General features: G+C 61.5%; 17 protein-coding genes and 2 pseudogenes. 6 read left to right on the forward strand and 13 right to left on the reverse strand.

Going from position 1 to position 15,516, the window contains the following annotated elements:
- Window positions 1-55: 55 nt before the first annotated feature.
- Both ACFSOZ_RS23830 and ACFSOZ_RS23835 read right to left on the reverse strand, forming a co-directional pair.
- The gene (locus ACFSOZ_RS23830) at window positions 56-766 is read right to left on the reverse strand and encodes a transposase (protein ID WP_379101897.1); all 711 of its coding nucleotides are present in this window, start codon (window positions 764-766) and stop codon (window positions 56-58) included.
- Window positions 767-910: 144 nt separating this feature from the next.
- Window positions 911-1,279: an IS110 family transposase gene (locus tag ACFSOZ_RS23835; RefSeq protein WP_379101899.1), complete on the reverse strand. Its 369-nt coding sequence runs from the start codon at window positions 1,277-1,279 to the stop codon at window positions 911-913.
- 245 nt (window positions 1,280-1,524) lie between these two features.
- On the opposite strand from ACFSOZ_RS23835, the pseudogene ACFSOZ_RS23840 reads away from it, so the two are divergent.
- Window positions 1,525-1,642 (forward strand): annotated as a pseudogene (locus ACFSOZ_RS23840) (integrase core domain-containing protein); the annotation flags it as partial.
- Here ACFSOZ_RS23840 and ACFSOZ_RS23845 read toward each other — a convergent pair.
- Together ACFSOZ_RS23845 and ACFSOZ_RS23850 are read right to left on the reverse strand one after the other, a co-directional pair.
- Window positions 1,629-2,726: a MerR family transcriptional regulator gene (locus tag ACFSOZ_RS23845; protein WP_379101900.1), complete on the reverse strand. Its 1,098-nt coding sequence runs from the start codon at window positions 2,724-2,726 to the stop codon at window positions 1,629-1,631. The pseudogene ACFSOZ_RS23840 and the gene ACFSOZ_RS23845 sit on opposite strands and share 14 nt — an antisense overlap.
- Complete coding sequence (locus ACFSOZ_RS23850; RefSeq protein WP_379101901.1) at window positions 2,608-3,024, reverse strand: site-specific integrase; 417 nt, start codon at window positions 3,022-3,024, stop codon at window positions 2,608-2,610. Before ACFSOZ_RS23850 ends, ACFSOZ_RS23845 begins: the two co-directional genes overlap by 119 nt.
- A gap of 166 nt (window positions 3,025-3,190) precedes the next feature.
- Between ACFSOZ_RS23850 and ACFSOZ_RS23855 the strand changes: the two genes are divergently transcribed.
- Genes ACFSOZ_RS23855 through ACFSOZ_RS23870 form a run of 4 tightly spaced genes read left to right on the forward strand, consistent with a single transcriptional unit; the run spans window position 3,191 to window position 6,360 of the window.
- Window positions 3,191-3,880: a site-specific integrase gene (locus ACFSOZ_RS23855; protein ID WP_379101902.1), complete on the forward strand. Its 690-nt coding sequence runs from the start codon at window positions 3,191-3,193 to the stop codon at window positions 3,878-3,880.
- 35 nt (window positions 3,881-3,915) lie between these two features.
- Window positions 3,916-4,422 carry a site-specific integrase gene (locus ACFSOZ_RS23860; RefSeq protein WP_379102033.1) on the forward strand — a complete coding sequence of 169 codons (507 nt, stop codon included), beginning with the start codon at window positions 3,916-3,918 and terminating at the stop codon, window positions 4,420-4,422.
- Window positions 4,419-5,315: a tyrosine-type recombinase/integrase gene (locus tag ACFSOZ_RS23865; protein WP_379101904.1), complete on the forward strand. Its 897-nt coding sequence runs from the start codon at window positions 4,419-4,421 to the stop codon at window positions 5,313-5,315. Before ACFSOZ_RS23860 ends, ACFSOZ_RS23865 begins: the two co-directional genes overlap by 4 nt.
- Window positions 5,316-5,361: 46 nt before the next feature.
- A complete protein-coding gene (locus ACFSOZ_RS23870) occupies window positions 5,362-6,360 on the forward strand; it encodes a site-specific integrase (protein WP_379101906.1) in 999 nt (332 codons plus the stop codon).
- Here the strand turns inward: ACFSOZ_RS23870 and ACFSOZ_RS23875 are convergent.
- From ACFSOZ_RS23875 to ACFSOZ_RS23890, 4 genes are all read right to left on the reverse strand, one after another.
- Window positions 6,307-7,260: a tyrosine-type recombinase/integrase gene (locus ACFSOZ_RS23875; protein WP_379101908.1), complete on the reverse strand. Its 954-nt coding sequence runs from the start codon at window positions 7,258-7,260 to the stop codon at window positions 6,307-6,309. The genes ACFSOZ_RS23870 and ACFSOZ_RS23875 overlap by 54 nt on opposite strands.
- Window positions 7,257-7,886, reverse strand: coding sequence for a tyrosine-type recombinase/integrase (locus tag ACFSOZ_RS23880; protein WP_379101910.1), 630 nt, complete (start codon window positions 7,884-7,886; stop codon window positions 7,257-7,259). Before ACFSOZ_RS23880 ends, ACFSOZ_RS23875 begins: the two co-directional genes overlap by 4 nt.
- 100 nt (window positions 7,887-7,986) lie before the next feature.
- Complete coding sequence (locus ACFSOZ_RS23885; RefSeq protein WP_379101912.1) at window positions 7,987-8,622, reverse strand: hypothetical protein; 636 nt, start codon at window positions 8,620-8,622, stop codon at window positions 7,987-7,989.
- Complete coding sequence (locus ACFSOZ_RS23890; protein ID WP_379101914.1) at window positions 8,619-9,776, reverse strand: site-specific integrase; 1,158 nt, start codon at window positions 9,774-9,776, stop codon at window positions 8,619-8,621. Before ACFSOZ_RS23890 ends, ACFSOZ_RS23885 begins: the two co-directional genes overlap by 4 nt.
- 141 nt (window positions 9,777-9,917) lie before the next feature.
- Between ACFSOZ_RS23890 and ACFSOZ_RS23895 the strand changes: the two genes are divergently transcribed.
- A protein-coding gene (locus tag ACFSOZ_RS23895; protein WP_417568608.1) for an IS630 family transposase occupies window positions 9,918-10,864 on the forward strand; the annotation gives its coding sequence in 2 pieces (ribosomal slippage) (window positions 9,918-10,259 and window positions 10,262-10,864; 945 coding nt in all).
- 304 nt (window positions 10,865-11,168) lie between these two features.
- On the opposite strand, the gene ACFSOZ_RS23900 is transcribed toward ACFSOZ_RS23895, so the two are convergent.
- From ACFSOZ_RS23900 to istA, 5 genes and pseudogenes are all read right to left on the reverse strand, one after another.
- Entirely contained in the window at window positions 11,169-11,417 is a 249-nt protein-coding gene (locus ACFSOZ_RS23900) for a hypothetical protein (protein ID WP_379101916.1), read from the reverse strand.
- Window positions 11,414-12,289 (reverse strand): annotated as a pseudogene (locus ACFSOZ_RS23905) (IS91 family transposase); the annotation flags it as partial. The gene ACFSOZ_RS23900 and the pseudogene ACFSOZ_RS23905, both read right to left, overlap by 4 nt.
- A 107-nt stretch (window positions 12,290-12,396) precedes the next feature.
- A complete protein-coding gene (locus tag ACFSOZ_RS23910) occupies window positions 12,397-12,618 on the reverse strand; it encodes a hypothetical protein (protein WP_095085189.1) in 222 nt (73 codons plus the stop codon).
- A complete protein-coding gene (istB, locus tag ACFSOZ_RS23915; RefSeq protein WP_206073656.1) occupies window positions 12,615-13,391 on the reverse strand; it encodes an IS21-like element helper ATPase IstB in 777 nt (258 codons plus the stop codon). The genes ACFSOZ_RS23910 and istB overlap by 4 nt, the downstream gene beginning before the upstream one ends.
- Window positions 13,381-14,880 (reverse strand): IS21 family transposase, encoded by a 1,500-nt coding sequence (istA, locus tag ACFSOZ_RS23920; RefSeq protein WP_095085188.1) that lies wholly within the window; start codon window positions 14,878-14,880, stop codon window positions 13,381-13,383. Before istA ends, istB begins: the two co-directional genes overlap by 11 nt.
- Window positions 14,881-15,516 lie beyond the last annotated feature (636 nt).

Below are 15,516 nucleotides of genomic sequence, written 5' to 3' on the forward strand. Positions count from 1 at the left end.
TTCATCGCGCCCGGCAAGCCTATGCAGACGGATGTCGTAGAATAGCCCCTTCTTCTCATTCGGCAGCTTTTTCCACAGCCTTCGGCCTTTCCGGCCTCGTTCGCCATCGGGAAGTCGCTGCTGCATAGGCAGCTTCCGCCTTCTCTATTCGGGATCGTTCTTCGGCGCGCTTGGCCGGGATGTTGTAGTCGAAGGCGGTGCCGCGCCTGGCATGGCTGGTCGGGAGGCCGGCACGCAGCTCGACCGATCTGAACTTGCGGGCGAGCAAGGCCGGCCGGGCCCAGATGTAGTCGGTATCCTTGCTCAGCATGTGCCAGATGATCATTGCAAGCTTGCGCGCGGTGGCGACGGCCGCGATGTGCTTCCCGCGGCGCGAGGCAATCCGCTTGTAGAAGGCGCGTAGAGGTCCTGGCGATCGCACGGCCGCCCATGCCGCCTCGACCAGCATCCCCCGCGCATGGGCCGCGGCCCTGCTTCGTGATGCGGCCGTATAGGCTGGCCCCTCACCGGACTGCCGCACGCTCGGATTGAGGCCAAGATAGGCGACGAGCCTCTGTGGATCGCTGAAGCGCCGTATGTTGCCGATTGCCGCGGCAACGCTTGCAGCCACCGTGACGTCGATGCCGGGCAACGTCATCAGGCGGCGGATTGTCGGATCCTGGAGGGCATGCACCGCGATATCCGCCTCAACCACCGTCAACGCCTCGTTGATCTGGTTAATCAAGCCGAGGTGGCGCTCGATGGCGGCGCGCTCATCCGCAGGCAATATTTGCCTCGTCAGCCATTTGCGCCCGCTGATCCCGACCAGGTTCCCATGCGGACACGGCGGGATCAGGTGTGCGTGGAGGATTGACTAGATCAGGTTCTTCAGCCGCGAACGCTGGCGAACCAGCTGTGTCCGCCTGGTGACCTATCTTCGGAGGGCAAGGGTCCCCGGATCCGGAACCCAGACCTCCGGCAGAAAGCCCGAGGCATAGAGCTTCGCAAGGACAGTGGCGTTGATCGTGTCAGTCTTCACCTTCGCGTGCGCGATCATGTGCACCTGCTTGGGATTAGCGATCACGATCCGATCCACGTAGGGCGACAGCACTTCAGCGACGGCCGTGGCATTGCCGGTCGCCTCGATCACCACATGATCATCGTGGGTGAGTTCCCTCCTGGCGAACTCCTCGAGCTTGTTGCGTAGCATTTGAACGCGGCCGAGCTTGACGATCTCGCCATCAAGCAACGACACGACCTCGGCGGCTACTCGGTGTATGTCCATGCCGATAATACGCACGGTTCCCTCCATCGTTGGTCACGAACAGGGAGCCAGCGGGCAACACGACAAATACGGATCCGCGCTCGCAGCGCATCCGGGCGAGTCGTAGGGGCGGCCAGATAACGTGCTCGAACTCGCAGTTCATCTGCATACGACGGCCTGCCCGCACTTGCGTGCTCCCGGTGCCCCGTGGCCCGGATGCGCCAAGCTTAACGAAACCTGACGACCGAACAAACGACGGCACCCAGAACAACATGCCGGATAATGGCTTCATCGAGAGCTTCAATGGCCGGATGCGCGATGAGCTGCTCAACGAGACCCTGTTCTTCGATCTCGACGATGCCCGCGCCAAGGTCGCCAACCTGGGTCACCGACTACAATCCTGTTTCATAACACTCATCTGTCTATGTCCTTGAAGCGAATAGGTTTTGCTGATCGGGATGCGATCCCGCGGGGTATTTGGGTTTTGTCGCGCGCGATGAACAATCCGCTGGGCTTCCGGCTTTCCAAGTTCTGATCGCTTGAAGCTCCATGGGCCATCCGGCAGGGGATGGATACCCTTGATCTCGCCGGATTCGGCGACGAGCCTGAGGGTCTTCGGTGAGACGCCGAGGAGGCGCGCCGCCTTGTTCAGATTGAGGTATGGCTCAATGCCGTCCAGCACCAGACGGAAAACCGGGATCTTGTGATGCGACCTGTGCGCAGTGACCCGCTCCCGTGTCCAGCGATTGCCATGCCCAGTCACCAGGCCGTTCCGGTTGAGAATGCCGGCGATCAGGTCATCGCTGGCGATCAGCACCAGTTGCCGGATGGCTGCGATGATGTCGGCGGAGGTCGCATTGCGCTGGCCACGTCGCCGCTTCGGCAGACGCAGTTCTGTATGGACGCCGCCGATCCAATGGATCAGCAGGACGATCTCGGAGGCTTCATCATCGATATCGGCGACTACTTCTTGGATGACGGTGCGCACGATGCGCTTCTTGAGCCTGGCATCCGTCGTCGGCGCCGACCAGACGGTGCGAAGGTCTCCGGCAAGCGCGGCGATGTCCTTTCCCACGACAGGTGACGGTTTCGGTGTCGCTGCATCATGGGCAGCGATCCGGCTTTCGATGTCGCCGACATGCGCGAGGGCGCGGTTCCATCGCACCTCCAGTTCCGCCGCAACCAGCCGGTTTTCGGGATCGGCGGCGTCATATTGCCGGAAAGCCCGGTCGGCGGAGTAGCGGGCAGCTTCCAGATCGCGGCTGAGGGCGTCCCGGACCTGGTCGCGGCGACCGGCTGCCTGCGCCTCGGCCTCGGCGGCGGCAGCAATCGCGCCGGGCTCGACGACACGTAAGAGTGCTCCCTCAATCGCATCGTCGACGCGCAGCCCGCCGAAGGCGATGCAGCGCGGCTCGCCATTGTCGAGCAGGCCCCGCCAGCAGGAATAGCGCGGAATGTTGTGCTTGGCGCCCGTGTATCGCACCGTGAGCTTGCGGCCGCAGCGCCGGCAGCGGACAAGACCGGCAAGCAGCGCGTCGCCATGCTTGCGCGCTCCGTGATGCCTGCCCGTGGTCACATTGTCGCTCAAGCCAGGCGAGCACGCTTGCATCGCGCTTCCAAGAAGGCTGGCCGCCGGGTATGGCTGGAACGGCGACCTTTTCCAGGGCTTTCCGCTTCGTTTCCAGATTGGCCCTGGCATAGTGGTTGGTTGTATCGAGGCTCACATGGCCGAGCCAACTTCGGATGACCGTAACGTCGACGCCCGCCGAGATGAGGTGCACGGCGGTGGCGTGCCTGCTATGTTGATCAAGACATAGCCGGCACTATCTACCCTGCCCGACTATGTCGGGTAACTAGATTTCGATCAAAGATTTCAATGCTTTATAGATATCGTATAGACATAGTTCGTAGCCCTTCCAGCAATCCAGCTTGGGAAGGGAGCGAAGAATGAAGTATTTCATCAATGCTGATTTTGCGTTGTCGCGGCCGCCAGAGGGTCCGGTGGCGAGTTACATTATCCCGTTTGCCGAATGGCTCGTTGATCGAGGCTATGGTCTTGTTTCTACGAGGAACCAGGTGCTGATGGCTGCAGGCTTCAGCAGTTGGCTTCGGCAAAAGGGGATTGCGCTAAGCGACATAAGTGGAGCCCATGCTGGGCGTTATTTGCTGGACCGAGCGCAGCGGCCAAAGCTTGGAGATGACGCCGCTCTTCGACATCTATTGGCCTTTCTACGAAGCCAGAACGCAATCGCCGAAGAGATTAAGGCCGACCACAGCCCATCGCCGGTAGAACAGCATGTGCTGGCATACGAGCGGTACTTGCAAGATGCACGTGCGCTATCTCGTCAAACGATCATAAATTACCGGCCAGTCGTTCGAGATTTTCTCAACTTCCGCTTCAGTGATGGTGGGGTGTCGCTCGCGCAACTGCGCGCCGTCGACGTGACCGATTTCGTGCAAAAGAGGGTTTCGCGTCTCAATATGCGACGCGCCAAAACCATGACGACCGCATTGCGGTCGTTTCTCTCCTATGCGCGTTATCGTGGAGACATCACCGCAGACTTGGCGGCAGCAGTTCCGATCGTGGCCAACTGGTCGCTCTCGTCTATTCCTCGTAGATCGGCCGCGAAGAGGTAGCTCGTTTACTCGCCAGCATTGATCGGGATACGCCCATCGGATGTCGCGATTATGCGATGATCCTCGCATTGGCGCGATTGGGATTGCGGTCGAGCGAGCTGGTGACGCTCGAACTCGACGATATCGATTGGGCAGCCGGAGAGATCCATGTGGTTGGCAAGAACGGGCAGCGCAACGATCTTCCGTTGCCTGCGGATGTTGGCGAGGCGATTGCCGACTACCTGGGGAAGTCGCGTCCACGCAATGCCAGTCGTCGCGTCTTTTTGCGCGACAAGGCCCCGATCCGTGGTTTCACTGGCCAGAGTGGACTCGGGTCAGTTATCCGACGCTCACTCAAAAGGGCCGGGATCGACGCTCCCACAAAGGGAGCGCATCAGTTCCGACATGGGCTTGCCTCAGAGATGCTGCGTGGCGGCGCGTCGCTGGGTGAGATCGGTGAGGTTCTGGGCCACCGTCATGTGCAGACAACGGCGATTTACGCCAAGGTCGACCTGAACGCGTTGCGAACATTGGCTTTGCCGTGGCCGGGAGAAGTTCAATGAGCACACTCCGACAGGCTGTTCAGGACTACATCGAGATGCGGCGAGGGCTGGGGTTCAAGCTGCGAGAGGCGGGAAGAGGATTGTTCGATTTCGTCACCATTCTGGAGGCCAATGACACGCCATACATCACGACGGAGCTCGCCCTTGCCTGGGCTCAGCGACCATCGCATGCGCAGCCTTCGCATTGGGCGAGACGGCTGGGCCACGTCCGCGTATTCGCCCGTCATCGGGCTGCCGCTGATCCGCGGACCCAGATACCCCCAGACGGTTTGCTACCCTTTCGCCCGAAGCGGGCACGGCCATATCTCTATTCCAAGGAAGACATCCAACGCCTCCTGTCGGCCGCTCTGGAGATGCCGTGCAGATATACCCGCTGCATGCTCAGGCCATGGACATATTATTGCCTGTTCGGATTGCTGAGCGTTTCCGGCCTGCGCCTCGGCGAAGCCCGCAACCTCAAGCTCTCGGACATCGATTTCGATGCCGCTGTGCTGACGATCCGCGGCACGAAGTTCGGAAAGTCCCGTCTTGTGCCGATGCACGCATCAACCAGCACAGTGCTCCAGGATTATCTCAAACGCCGCCGGCAGCATTGTGCAGCCCAGGCGGCGTCTCCTTACTTGTTCACTTCCCAGTTAGGCAACCGCCTTGATGTGGGAGACATTCATCGAACATTCTATGCTCTGTCTCGCCAGATCGGCCTGCGCGGCGCAACCGCCATCGACACGGCCCGCGCCTGCATGACATGCGGCATGTGTTCGCGACGAACACGCTGGTGCGGTGGTACGAAGCCGAGCAGGATCCCGAGCGGCTCCTGCCCATTTTGTCCACTTATCTCGGCCATGTCCACGTGGCCGATACCCAATGGTACCTCAGCCGTTCACCCGAACTGATGAAAGAAGCAATGCGCCGCCTTGAGAGCAGCTGGGAGGATCGGACATGACCAAACATGCCAGCCTGGCGCCACTCTTGGAGCGGTTTTTCATCCAACGCCTGATGCAACAGCGGCAGGCAAGCCCCCATACGATCAGTTCCTATCGCGACACATTTCGGCAGTTGCTGAAGTTCACTGCACGAACATTGCATAAGCCGCCGTCTCGCTTGAACTTCGAGGAAGTCGACGCGCCGTTGATCGTTGCCTTCCTTGATGACCTGGAGAACCAGCAGGGTATCAGCGTCCGCAGCCGCAACTTGCGCCTCACGGCGATTCATTCTTTCTTTCGCTACGCGGCCTTCGAGGCACCCGAGCATTCCGCCCAAATCCAACGCGTGCTCGCGATCCCAAGCAAGCGCTTCACTCGAACGCTGGTCAATTTCCTGACCCGCCCAGAGGTCGATGCCTTGCTGGCCGCACCGGATCAATCGACCTGGTCCGGGCGACGCGATCACGCGTTCCTGCTGGTCGCCGTGCAGACCGGATTGCGGCTATCAGAGATCACTGGCCTCAAGCGCGACGATCTGTTCTTCGGCACGGGCGCCCACCTGCGCGTCGTTGGCAAAGGGCGCAAGGAACGCTGCACCCCGTTCGCCAAGTCTACGACCGCAGTCTTGAGAAGCTGGCTGAAAGAGCCTCAGCGCGGAGAAGAGAGTATCTTGTTTCCCAGCGCCAGAGGTAAGCGGCTGAGCGTTCATGGCGTTCAGTATATGCTGAACAAACACCGCCAGACCGCTTCTGGCATTTGCCCGTCGCTGGATGGAAAGCGCGTCACTGTTCATCGTTTGAGGCACACGATGGCCATGGACCTCCTGCAGGCGGGCGTCGATCGCGCCGTCATCGCTCTGTGGCTCGGCCACGAATCGGTCGAGACCACGCAGATCTATCTCGAGGCGACGTTGGCGATGAAGGAGGCGGCGTTGGCAAAGACATCCCCATATTCCGGCAAGTCATCCCGATTCCGGCCCGACGACAATCTGCTGGAGTTCTTGAACAGCCTGTAGATCGAGCCGACTATGTCGGGTGTGCCGGGCGTTTCTGCAGGAAATATCTCTATTCCTCCGATACTTACCGTTACGGTCAAAGCTACCCGACATAGTCGGGCAGGGTAGATAGTGCCGGAAGGCGTGTGGCGTTACGTGCTTGGCGCGCAGCGTCGGCATGGTTTTGGCCGCCGCCTTCACGTAGGCGGCGAGCTTGAACCGGACCCCCGAGGCGCTTAGGGGCTCACCATAGCGGTTGACGAACAGCCGCTGGTCGGGCGCCCGTGGTTGCCGCTCAAGCAGTTTCTTCAGCAACATCACGGTTTCCGGCCAGAGCGGGCAGATACGTTCCTTCCGGCCCTTGCCGATCAGACGCACGCAGTTCGGGCTTTCGAACCGGATTGCTTCGGGGCACAGGTCGAGCGCTTCCTGTATTCGTGCGCCGCTGTTGTAGAGGAGTGAGAGCAGCGCATGATCTCGCATGCCCTCAACGGTCGAACGGTCTGGCTGACCGAGGATCGCCGTCACTTCCGCCGGATCCAAATAGCTCGGTTCCGACACCGGAGCGCGCTTGATCGGTATGTTGAGGATTTCCACGCATTGCGCGATCGATGCAGGATCCTTGGTGGCCACGAAGTGGAAGAAGCTGCGGATCGCGGCAAGCCGGCAATTGCGCGTGCCGATCGTACCGCCGCGTTCATGTTCGGCGTGACTGAGGAACGCGGCGACCTCGCGGGCGGCCAGATCGGTCAGCATGATCATAGCCACTTTCTTCCCAGTGCGCTGGGCGACGAATCGGAGCAACAACCGCCAGGTGTCGCGGTATGATCGAACCGTATGGATGGACGCGTTGCGCTGCTCGACCAGCCATTCGTAGAAGAACGCGCGCATCAGGTCTGGGAACCGATCAGCCCTGCTCATGACCCCACCTCCTGCCCCAGGTTGAGACATGATGCGCCAATTGCCCGGAACCGCTCATTTGCGTAATGCAGCAGGTCTTGCGTCACGGTGATGTAGACCAGGGTGGAGTTGATATCCCGATGGCCGAGGTAGGTCGCGAGGAACGGCAGGCGGTCCTGTGGATTGATGCCCGTCCGGTACCATTCGAGGATCCTGTTCACGACCATCGAGTGGCGCAGGTCATGAACGCGGGGACCCGTTTTTCCTCGCAATGGCTTCAACCCAGCGCGGCGTATGACGTCAGCAAGCAACCAGGTGATCATTTCCGGCGTGTAATGGCCATCGCCTCGCTCGTGCCAGAACAGGCCGGAGCGCGCGTCCTGTGATCCACCGGCACGCCGTCGCGCATCGATGTAGGCCCGGAGCTCGGCTATAACGCTGTCGGGTAGCGGCAGGATCCGGGTCTTGAAGAACTTGGTCTGCCGGATGGTTATCGTACCGGCCCGCAGGTCAACGTCACCAAGATCGAGACGGGCAAGCTCGCCGCGCCGTAAGCCTGCGCAATAAGCCAGCAGCAGCATCGTGTACATGCTCAGCGGCCGAAGCGGCACCCGTGGAGACGGATAGGTACGTGCGACGTCGAGCATCCGTCGCACGTCGGCAGGCGAGTAGATATGGGGCTTTCGCCATTGCTTGGCGGCCTCCTTCCTCGGTCTCGGATCCGGTCGCCGCACAGGCATCGACGGGTCACGGTGACGAAGGATTCTCGCAAAGACGCGCTTGAGCTTTTCGCTTTCCTCCGCGTGGTCCCGCGTGACATTCGTTGCCGCCCATCGATCGATCATGGCGCTCAGAGGTTCGGTTTCCGGTCCCGGATGCAACTGCAGGAACCGGTCGAACCGCAAGAGCAACAGGGGTTGCGAAGTGTATTTGTATCCTCTGCGCCGCATCATCGCGACATGCTCGGCCATTTTCGCCCAGCACGCTGCAGAACGGCCTGGGCTGGCGCAGTTCGGCAAGAGCCCGTTCCGGATCCCGCGACGCCAATGCCCTCCAGATCGGCATGCACTGCTTGATATTGCACTCATCGCGCAGAGCGACGACGGGATTGTGTTCGATCGCGCCGATTTCCACCAGGCGCTCGAGGAACCGGTCAATGATGCGGGTGCGGTGCAAGAGCGTGGATGTCGCCCGGCGAATGGCTGATTCTCGTAGCCAGGCCAGCAGCACCTCCTGATTGAGCGCCTGGTGACGTTCGGTGACATCCTGGAAGCCATGCAAGACCTGTCGATAACTGGTTAGGCTTTTCATGCTGCGCAGACCAAGGCTCGCGACATATCGGTCAATGGTCGCGCGGTCGGGATCGGGCCAGCGGGCGGTCATGCCGCCACCTCCATTCCCGGCACATCAAGCGCAATGGCCCTGAGGTCCTCGGTGGCGAGCTTGAGATAGGGAGCCGTCGATCCTGTCGAGCGGTGCCCCAGCACGTCGCCGATGATCTTTTGAGGCACCGCGACCCGCAGCATCTCAACCGCGCGCGCATGACGGAAGATATGGGGTCCACACTTACCAGGCGGTTGGACGCCAGCGTCACGGAGCCGCCGGCGAACAACGCTGTAAAGCTTGTCGAGCTTGCGATAGGGCGCGCGCGTGCGGATGAAGATCTCTCTGGCGTCCGTCAGGGGTCGTCCGGAACGCAGATAGGAGAGCACCGCTTCGCCGACCGGCTCCATCAGGGGCAAGGATGTGCTGGCTCGCGTCTTGTGGTGACGAACATGGATGGCTTCCGTCCGCCAGTCGATGTCCTCGATCCGTAGATGGCGGATCTCTCCAGACCGTAGCCCATATGTTGCAAGGAGTTGCAAAATCGCATGGTCTCGCAACCCTGCTGATGTCTTGTCCTTCTTCGCGCTCTCCAGCACGGTCACGATCTGGCTGCGGTCCAGGACCGAAGGTACTCCTTCATATGCGTAAAGCATCGGCGCTATGATGTGCCCTGACAGGTCCGTCGTGACGCGACCTGTGGTGTGGAGATAACGCAGCAGCGAGCGAAGCCGCTCGGCTACAGCCTTCAGCGAGCAGCGCGTCAGTTTCGGCGCGCGCAAATCCATGTAACCGTCAACGTCACTGATGCTGAGGCCCGTCGATCCGTCGATGCCGTGATCGATCTGCCAGGCAAGGAAGTTCCGGGCTTCCCACATTAATGCTGCGACGCTGGAGCAAGCCAACCCGCGTTCCTCACGCAGCCAGAGTTCGTATTCGTCGCAGATCGAAAATCGGACCTCATCGGCCACACAGGTAGGCTTGATAGCTGGCGGCCATTGGCCGTGAACAAGCCGCAGCAGCGCGTGAATTCCGGAACGCGGGACCTCGTGCCAGCGCGCGCTGGGACGTCGACCACGCTGTTTTTCGAACAGTACGATCGCGTGCCGCAGGTATTGCTCCACCTGCAGGTCGATCACGTCAGTGATCGAAATGCCCCGCTGTCCCAGATAATCGAGAAATCCAGATGCGTAGGTGCAGTAGTTCCTCGCCACGACCGGGCTGTATTGCTTACTGATAAGCGAGGAATTGAGTGCGTCGATTAGAGCGGTTTTCCCTTAATCGGAGTCGTTTGTTTGCAGTGAACGGCTTGTTCTGATTCCCTGATCGAAGTGATTTGCGGAAGGAGCAGCGGCATGGCACGAGCTTACAGCCTGGATTTGCGGACGCGTGTTATCGAGGCGATAGAGGCAGGCCTGTCGACCCGAGAAGCGGCACGGCGGTTTGCGATCGGGATATCGACGTCTGGTGCATGGTATCGGGCCTGGCGTTCGAGCGGCAATCTGGAACCTGGGCGGCAGGGCAAGCCGAAGGTATCGAAGCTGGACGCGCACGAGACTTTCATTCTCGCCTTGGTCGAGACCGATGAGCGGGACATCACGCTTGCCGAGATCGTCGATCGCCTTGCGGCAGAGCGCGGGGTCAAAGCCAGCCTGACGACGGTCCATGCGTTCTTCGCAAAGCGTGGCATCACGTACAAAAAAAGACAGCGCACGCGGCCGAACAGCAGCGACCGGATGTTTTGGCAGCGCGGGAAGAGTGGTTCGAAGGCCAACTCGATCTCGATCCGAGCCGCCTGATCTTCATCGACGAAAGTGGCCTCAATACCAAGATGGCCCGGCTACGAGGCCGCTCTGCGCGTGGACAGCGTTGCCGGGCGGCTGTTCCTCATGGGCACTGGAAATCCACGACCTTCACGGCCGGCCTGCGCCTCGACGGGATCGTCGCGCCCTGGCTCCTGGACGGCGCCATGGATGGCGAAGCATTCCTGGTCTACTTGCGCCGCGTCCTCGTGCCGACGCTTCAACCCGACGATGTCGTCGTGATGGACAACCTGCCTGCTCATAAAGTGGTCGGTGTCCGCGAAATCATCGAGGCTGCGGGGGCTTCCCTTCGCTATCTTCCGCCCTACTCCCCGGACTTTAACCCCATTGAGATGGCCTTCGCCAAGCTGAAGGCTTTACTGCGAAAGGCAGCAGCCCGGTCCATCCCGGAATTATGGGACGCCGTGGCCGTCGCCATCGATCGTTTCCACCCCAAAGAATGCGAAAACCTGTTCGCCCACGCCGGCTACGATGCCTAACCGTGATTATCCAGAAACTGCTCTAGTTCGTGACGGCTATCCGGCATTGTCGGGTCCTCTGTTGGTCGATTGACCCGCAGAGGTTCGGCACAGAATAATGCAAAGCAAGCCGATCAGAAATCGGCGAAAATCCGCCAATCAGGCCGCGCTCCTCCGCATTACGGGGACCTCGTGATTATGCAGAGCGTTTTTAGCTTGGCGTCGCGCAGAAAGGTGGCTGACGAGAGCCCGCTGTGGTGGATCGCGATGGTGAGCTAAAAACGTGTTGGACTAAGCCGCCGGCACGGGTGGCCGCTATGGGCGTTCAATTGAGGCCGTGCCCATGAACCGGCATGGCGTGGGCGCGGATGCGGTCTTGGACGCGGCGATTGCAGGGGTCGCCTGCGCCGAAAGCGGCACCGATATCGGTTGCGGCAAGGTGAGGACCGGCGCCGCGCCCTGCCGGGAGAGGCTGCCCGGGGGTGATGGCGCGCACCTTCGCGGGACCGGCTCGGTTTTGCGGCCGAACGGCGCGGGCGATACGGTGACGACGAAAGCTGAGCGCTTCTTTCATGATGTATCCCGGTATGGCGGGGGTCCGGTGACGCCGTCGAACGTTTCGATGACGATCATCCGCCACTGATGACAGGCCGGGCATTGCCGGAGGGAATGCCCGGTAAGGTCCTCGTAGCGGTCGCGGTAGTCCTTCGCCGAGCAGCTGTTCGACGCCTCTGGAGCCGGCATGCCGAGCAGGTCGCGGCAGTGGGCGAGCTTTTGCGCGCGATGGCGATTGCCGAGGAAGCCGTAATAGCGGATGCGATGGAAGCCGTCGGGCAGGACATGCAGCAGGAAGCGGCGCATGAACTCGTCGGCCGAGACGGTCATGACCTTTTGCCGATTGCCGTGCCGGTAGTCCTTCCAGCGGAAACGAACGGTGCGATCCTCGATGGCGACGAGGCGATTGTTGGAAATGGCGACGCGGTGCGTGTAGCGGCCGACGTAGTCGAGGACCTGTTCGGGCCCGGCGAAGGGCGGCTTGGCGAAGATCACCCACTCGGCCTTTCGAACGGGCGCCAGATAGCGCCGGAAGGCGTCGCGCTCGCTCAAGGCCTGCAAGCTAGAGAAGAACTTCAACTGGCCGGCCGCGAAGGCTTTCTCCAGGTGCTCCAGAAACAAGCGTCGGAACAGGCGTGAGAGCACCCGGACCGGCAGGAAGAAGCCGGGTTTGCAGGCAATCCATCGCGTGCCGTCGGCAGAAAGGCCACCGCCTGGGACGACGCAGTGCAGGTGGGGATGGTGCAGCAAGTTCTGGCCCCAGGTGTGAAGCACGGCGAAGAAGCCGATCTCGGCGCCCAGGTGTTTGGGATCGGCGGCAATGGTGCGCAGGGTCTCGGCGGTGGCGCGGAAGAGCAGACCGTAGACGAGCGCCTTGTTCTGATAGGCGATGTTGATGGCTTTTCAAAAGCGCGTCTAAACGACGACAAGCGTTTGGTGCTTGTGGACGGAACAAAAAGGCGGCCTTTGCAGGCCGCCGAGTGTGGAGGATGTGTGCTTTAGAGCGAGGACGGGGCTTTTTCGATATCGCTGTGATCGGTCGGTGTTCGTTGCTGCTCCTGGATAAGTTCCTGGAGTTGGACGCCGTAGTGAGACCAGATGCTATCGGCGAGATCGTTGAGGAGCTCGAAGACAGCGAGCGCCTGTTCGGGTGTCCATTCGGGATTGATGAGGAAGTGGATACCACGACTGAGGCCGGACGGTTGAGGATCTGGTTTCATGCTGCGGGCACCTTTTCGCCGGAGGAGCGGCTGGTGCGTTTTTCGCGCTGTGCCTTTGATCGCTCGGCCGCTTCCTTGAAGCGGTAGGAATCGCCTTCGATGGAGATCACCTCGGATCGGTGCATGAGGCGGTCGACGAGGCTGACGACGCAGGCGGCATTGGGAAAGACCTCCGACCAATCAGCGAAGGGTCTGTTGGTGGTGATGATGGTTGAGCGTTTTTCGTAGCGCCGGCTGATGAGTTCGAACAGCAGGTCCGCATGACGGTTCGAGTAGGACAGATACCCGACCTCGTCGATCGCAAGAACGTCGGCGGCGGCGTAGTGGTGAAGGCGTCGGCGCAAGGCTGCGTCGCTGTCGAGGGCGGCGAGTTCGCCGAGCATCTCGCTGGCGGTTCGGAAGACGACGGTGTGACCGCAGATGAGCGCCTGGTGAGCGACATTGCGAGCAAGTGTCGATTTCCCGACGCCGTTGGGGCCGATAAAGACGATGTTGGCGGCATCGTTCATGAAGGACAGGGTCATCAGATCCTCGACGGCGGCGCGGTCGATGCGGCGAGGCCAGTGCCAGTCATAATCGGACAGTTGCTTGAAGTGGCCGAGCCTGGCGGCACGCGTGCGTCGCCGCATCGAACGGTCGGAGCGCTCCTCTTCTTCCCATTGAAGGACGGCGGCCAGCCAGTCCGCGTCAGCGATTTCGTCCCAATGGGTGATCAGGCCATTGAGGCGCAACGCCTTGGCCCGGTTGAGCAGGATGTCGGGATTATTCATCATCTTTGCCTCCAAGGGTCAGTTGGTCGTAGCTGTCGAGGCGATGCGGCCGTACCGTCGTATCCTTGCGCCGCACGTGTTCGGGCAGGCTCGTTTCGACCGGCGGCGGAGCACCGCGGGCGACCCGGCGGCGTTCCAGTACGTCGCGAACCGACCTCGAATGGGAGGCGCCGGCATGCAAAGCTTCCTCGACGGCGGCCTGCAGTTCCTGCGCGCCGTACAGGTCAAGCAGTTTCAGCAACGCGTTTGTGATCGCACCGATATTGGAGCCACGCTCGGCGGCCCGGATCATCAGGGTCTGGCAGGCCGGCACGGCGCGGGTCAGGCTGTTGAGGCCGCGATGCTGGCGCGCCTCGCGCTTGATTGCGACGAGTGCCTTGAGGTGCTGAGGGTCCTCGATCTGCTGGTCGCGATCATAGCTGCGACGGTGACTGGCGATCATCTTTGCGCCGTCGAAGACGCGGACCAGGCCGAGATCGGCGCGCACGCTGAGCGTGCGCCGGACATGAGCATGCGGTACCGAGTAATCGTTGAGGTCGAAGCGCACATAGGGCGTTTTGCCAACCTTGGCGGCGACCTGCTCCTCGACGGGGTATGGGTTGGCGGGCAGCGGCAGAAGCAGTGGCTGCTCTTGCGCAAACGCCTGGCGGACCGTCATCGTCCGGTCCTCGGGGCATGGCCGGTCGGCTGCCTGGTTGCGGCACCACTGTTCGGCCTGGGCGTTCAGATCGTCGAGATCGGTGAACTTGCGGGCGATGAAGAATGCTTCCCTTATATGCCGTATGGCGCGCTCGACGCGGCCTTTTTCGTTGCCCCGGGCAACCGCGACAGGACGTGGCTCGAACCGATAGAAGCCGGCGAAGGCAAGCAGCGTCGGATGGAAGCGGATCGCATCGCCCTGGCGCTCGAGCACCGCACTCTTGAGATTGTCGTAGAGCAGGACCCTGGGCAGCCCGCACCATGTGTTGAACGCGCCGACGTGACCGCGCAGGAAGTTTTCCATGCGCGCGTCGAGGAAGAAGCGCAGGTAGATGTCGCGTGAGTAAGAAAGCACCATCACGAACGCCATGAGCGGCCGGCGGGCGTTGCCGATCTCGATGTGACCGAAGTGGGCCCAGTCGACCTGTCCCTGCTCGCCCGGCAATGTGCGCAGCCGCAGGAACGCCTCGGCCGGCTTGCGGGGACGGTGCAGGGCGACCAGGTGCCGAAAGTGCGTCGGCAAGCCCCGGTAGCCGCGCTCGCGCACCATCGCATAAAGGCGGCTGGCGGTCAGCGAGGGGAACTTTTCCAGCGTCTGCTCAATGAATGGAAGATACGGGTCAATGATTGAGGCTCTCTGCAGCGGCTTGTGCCGGGGCAATCCCGCCTGGGCCAGAACGCGATGCACCGTCGTGTGATGGACATGCAATTGCCTGGCGATGGTGCCGCAGCGCCACTTCTCGGCGTGATACAGGCGCAGGATCTGCGCTTCCAGTTCGGGGCTGATGGTCATGATACGGGCTCTCCGTCTGCGTAGTCAGCTTCACGGGCATAACGAGGCCCCCGGCGACGCACGAAGCCGGTGCGAACGAACGGCGACAGTCGACAGTCGCAGCGCCGACAGCACGGCGTGGGCATGACCGATGTCGTCGCCCGCCCGGCGACGTCAGCAAAAGCAGCGACGACATCGTTCGAGGGACTGACCAGTAGTGAACCGGCAGGAGATGCAGGTGGAGAATGATGCGTCACTTTATTGTGCCGAGCCCGATATCGTCGGGCCCGGACCGCATGAGCCAGGCGTCCCCGGCGGCTGCGCTGATAACGTCGCCCCGCCTCGCGCACACTCTCGCGGCGGGCAGCACGGGCGCAGTCCTGGCCGCAGTAGCGCTGTCCCCGGTCGCAGCTGCGGCAGATCGTTACCTGCGAACGGCAGCGGCCGCACAGAAAGAAGCGGCCCGTGAGCATCCGCGACGATCCTTTCGGAGCGCCGCTGGGAGTTCGGGGAAAAGGTCGACGGAATGCGCTGACAATGCGATAATGCAGTCGCGCACCGTCAGTGGAGCGTGACACCGAGCCCGGACTTGCCAGTTGAGATCGGTGTTACGCCGGATTGTTTCTGGGCGCTGATTACCCGCAGATCTACCACAAG

Source organism: Mesorhizobium newzealandense, assembly GCF_042682145.1.
GTDB lineage: Bacteria > Pseudomonadota > Alphaproteobacteria > Rhizobiales > Rhizobiaceae > Mesorhizobium > Mesorhizobium newzealandense.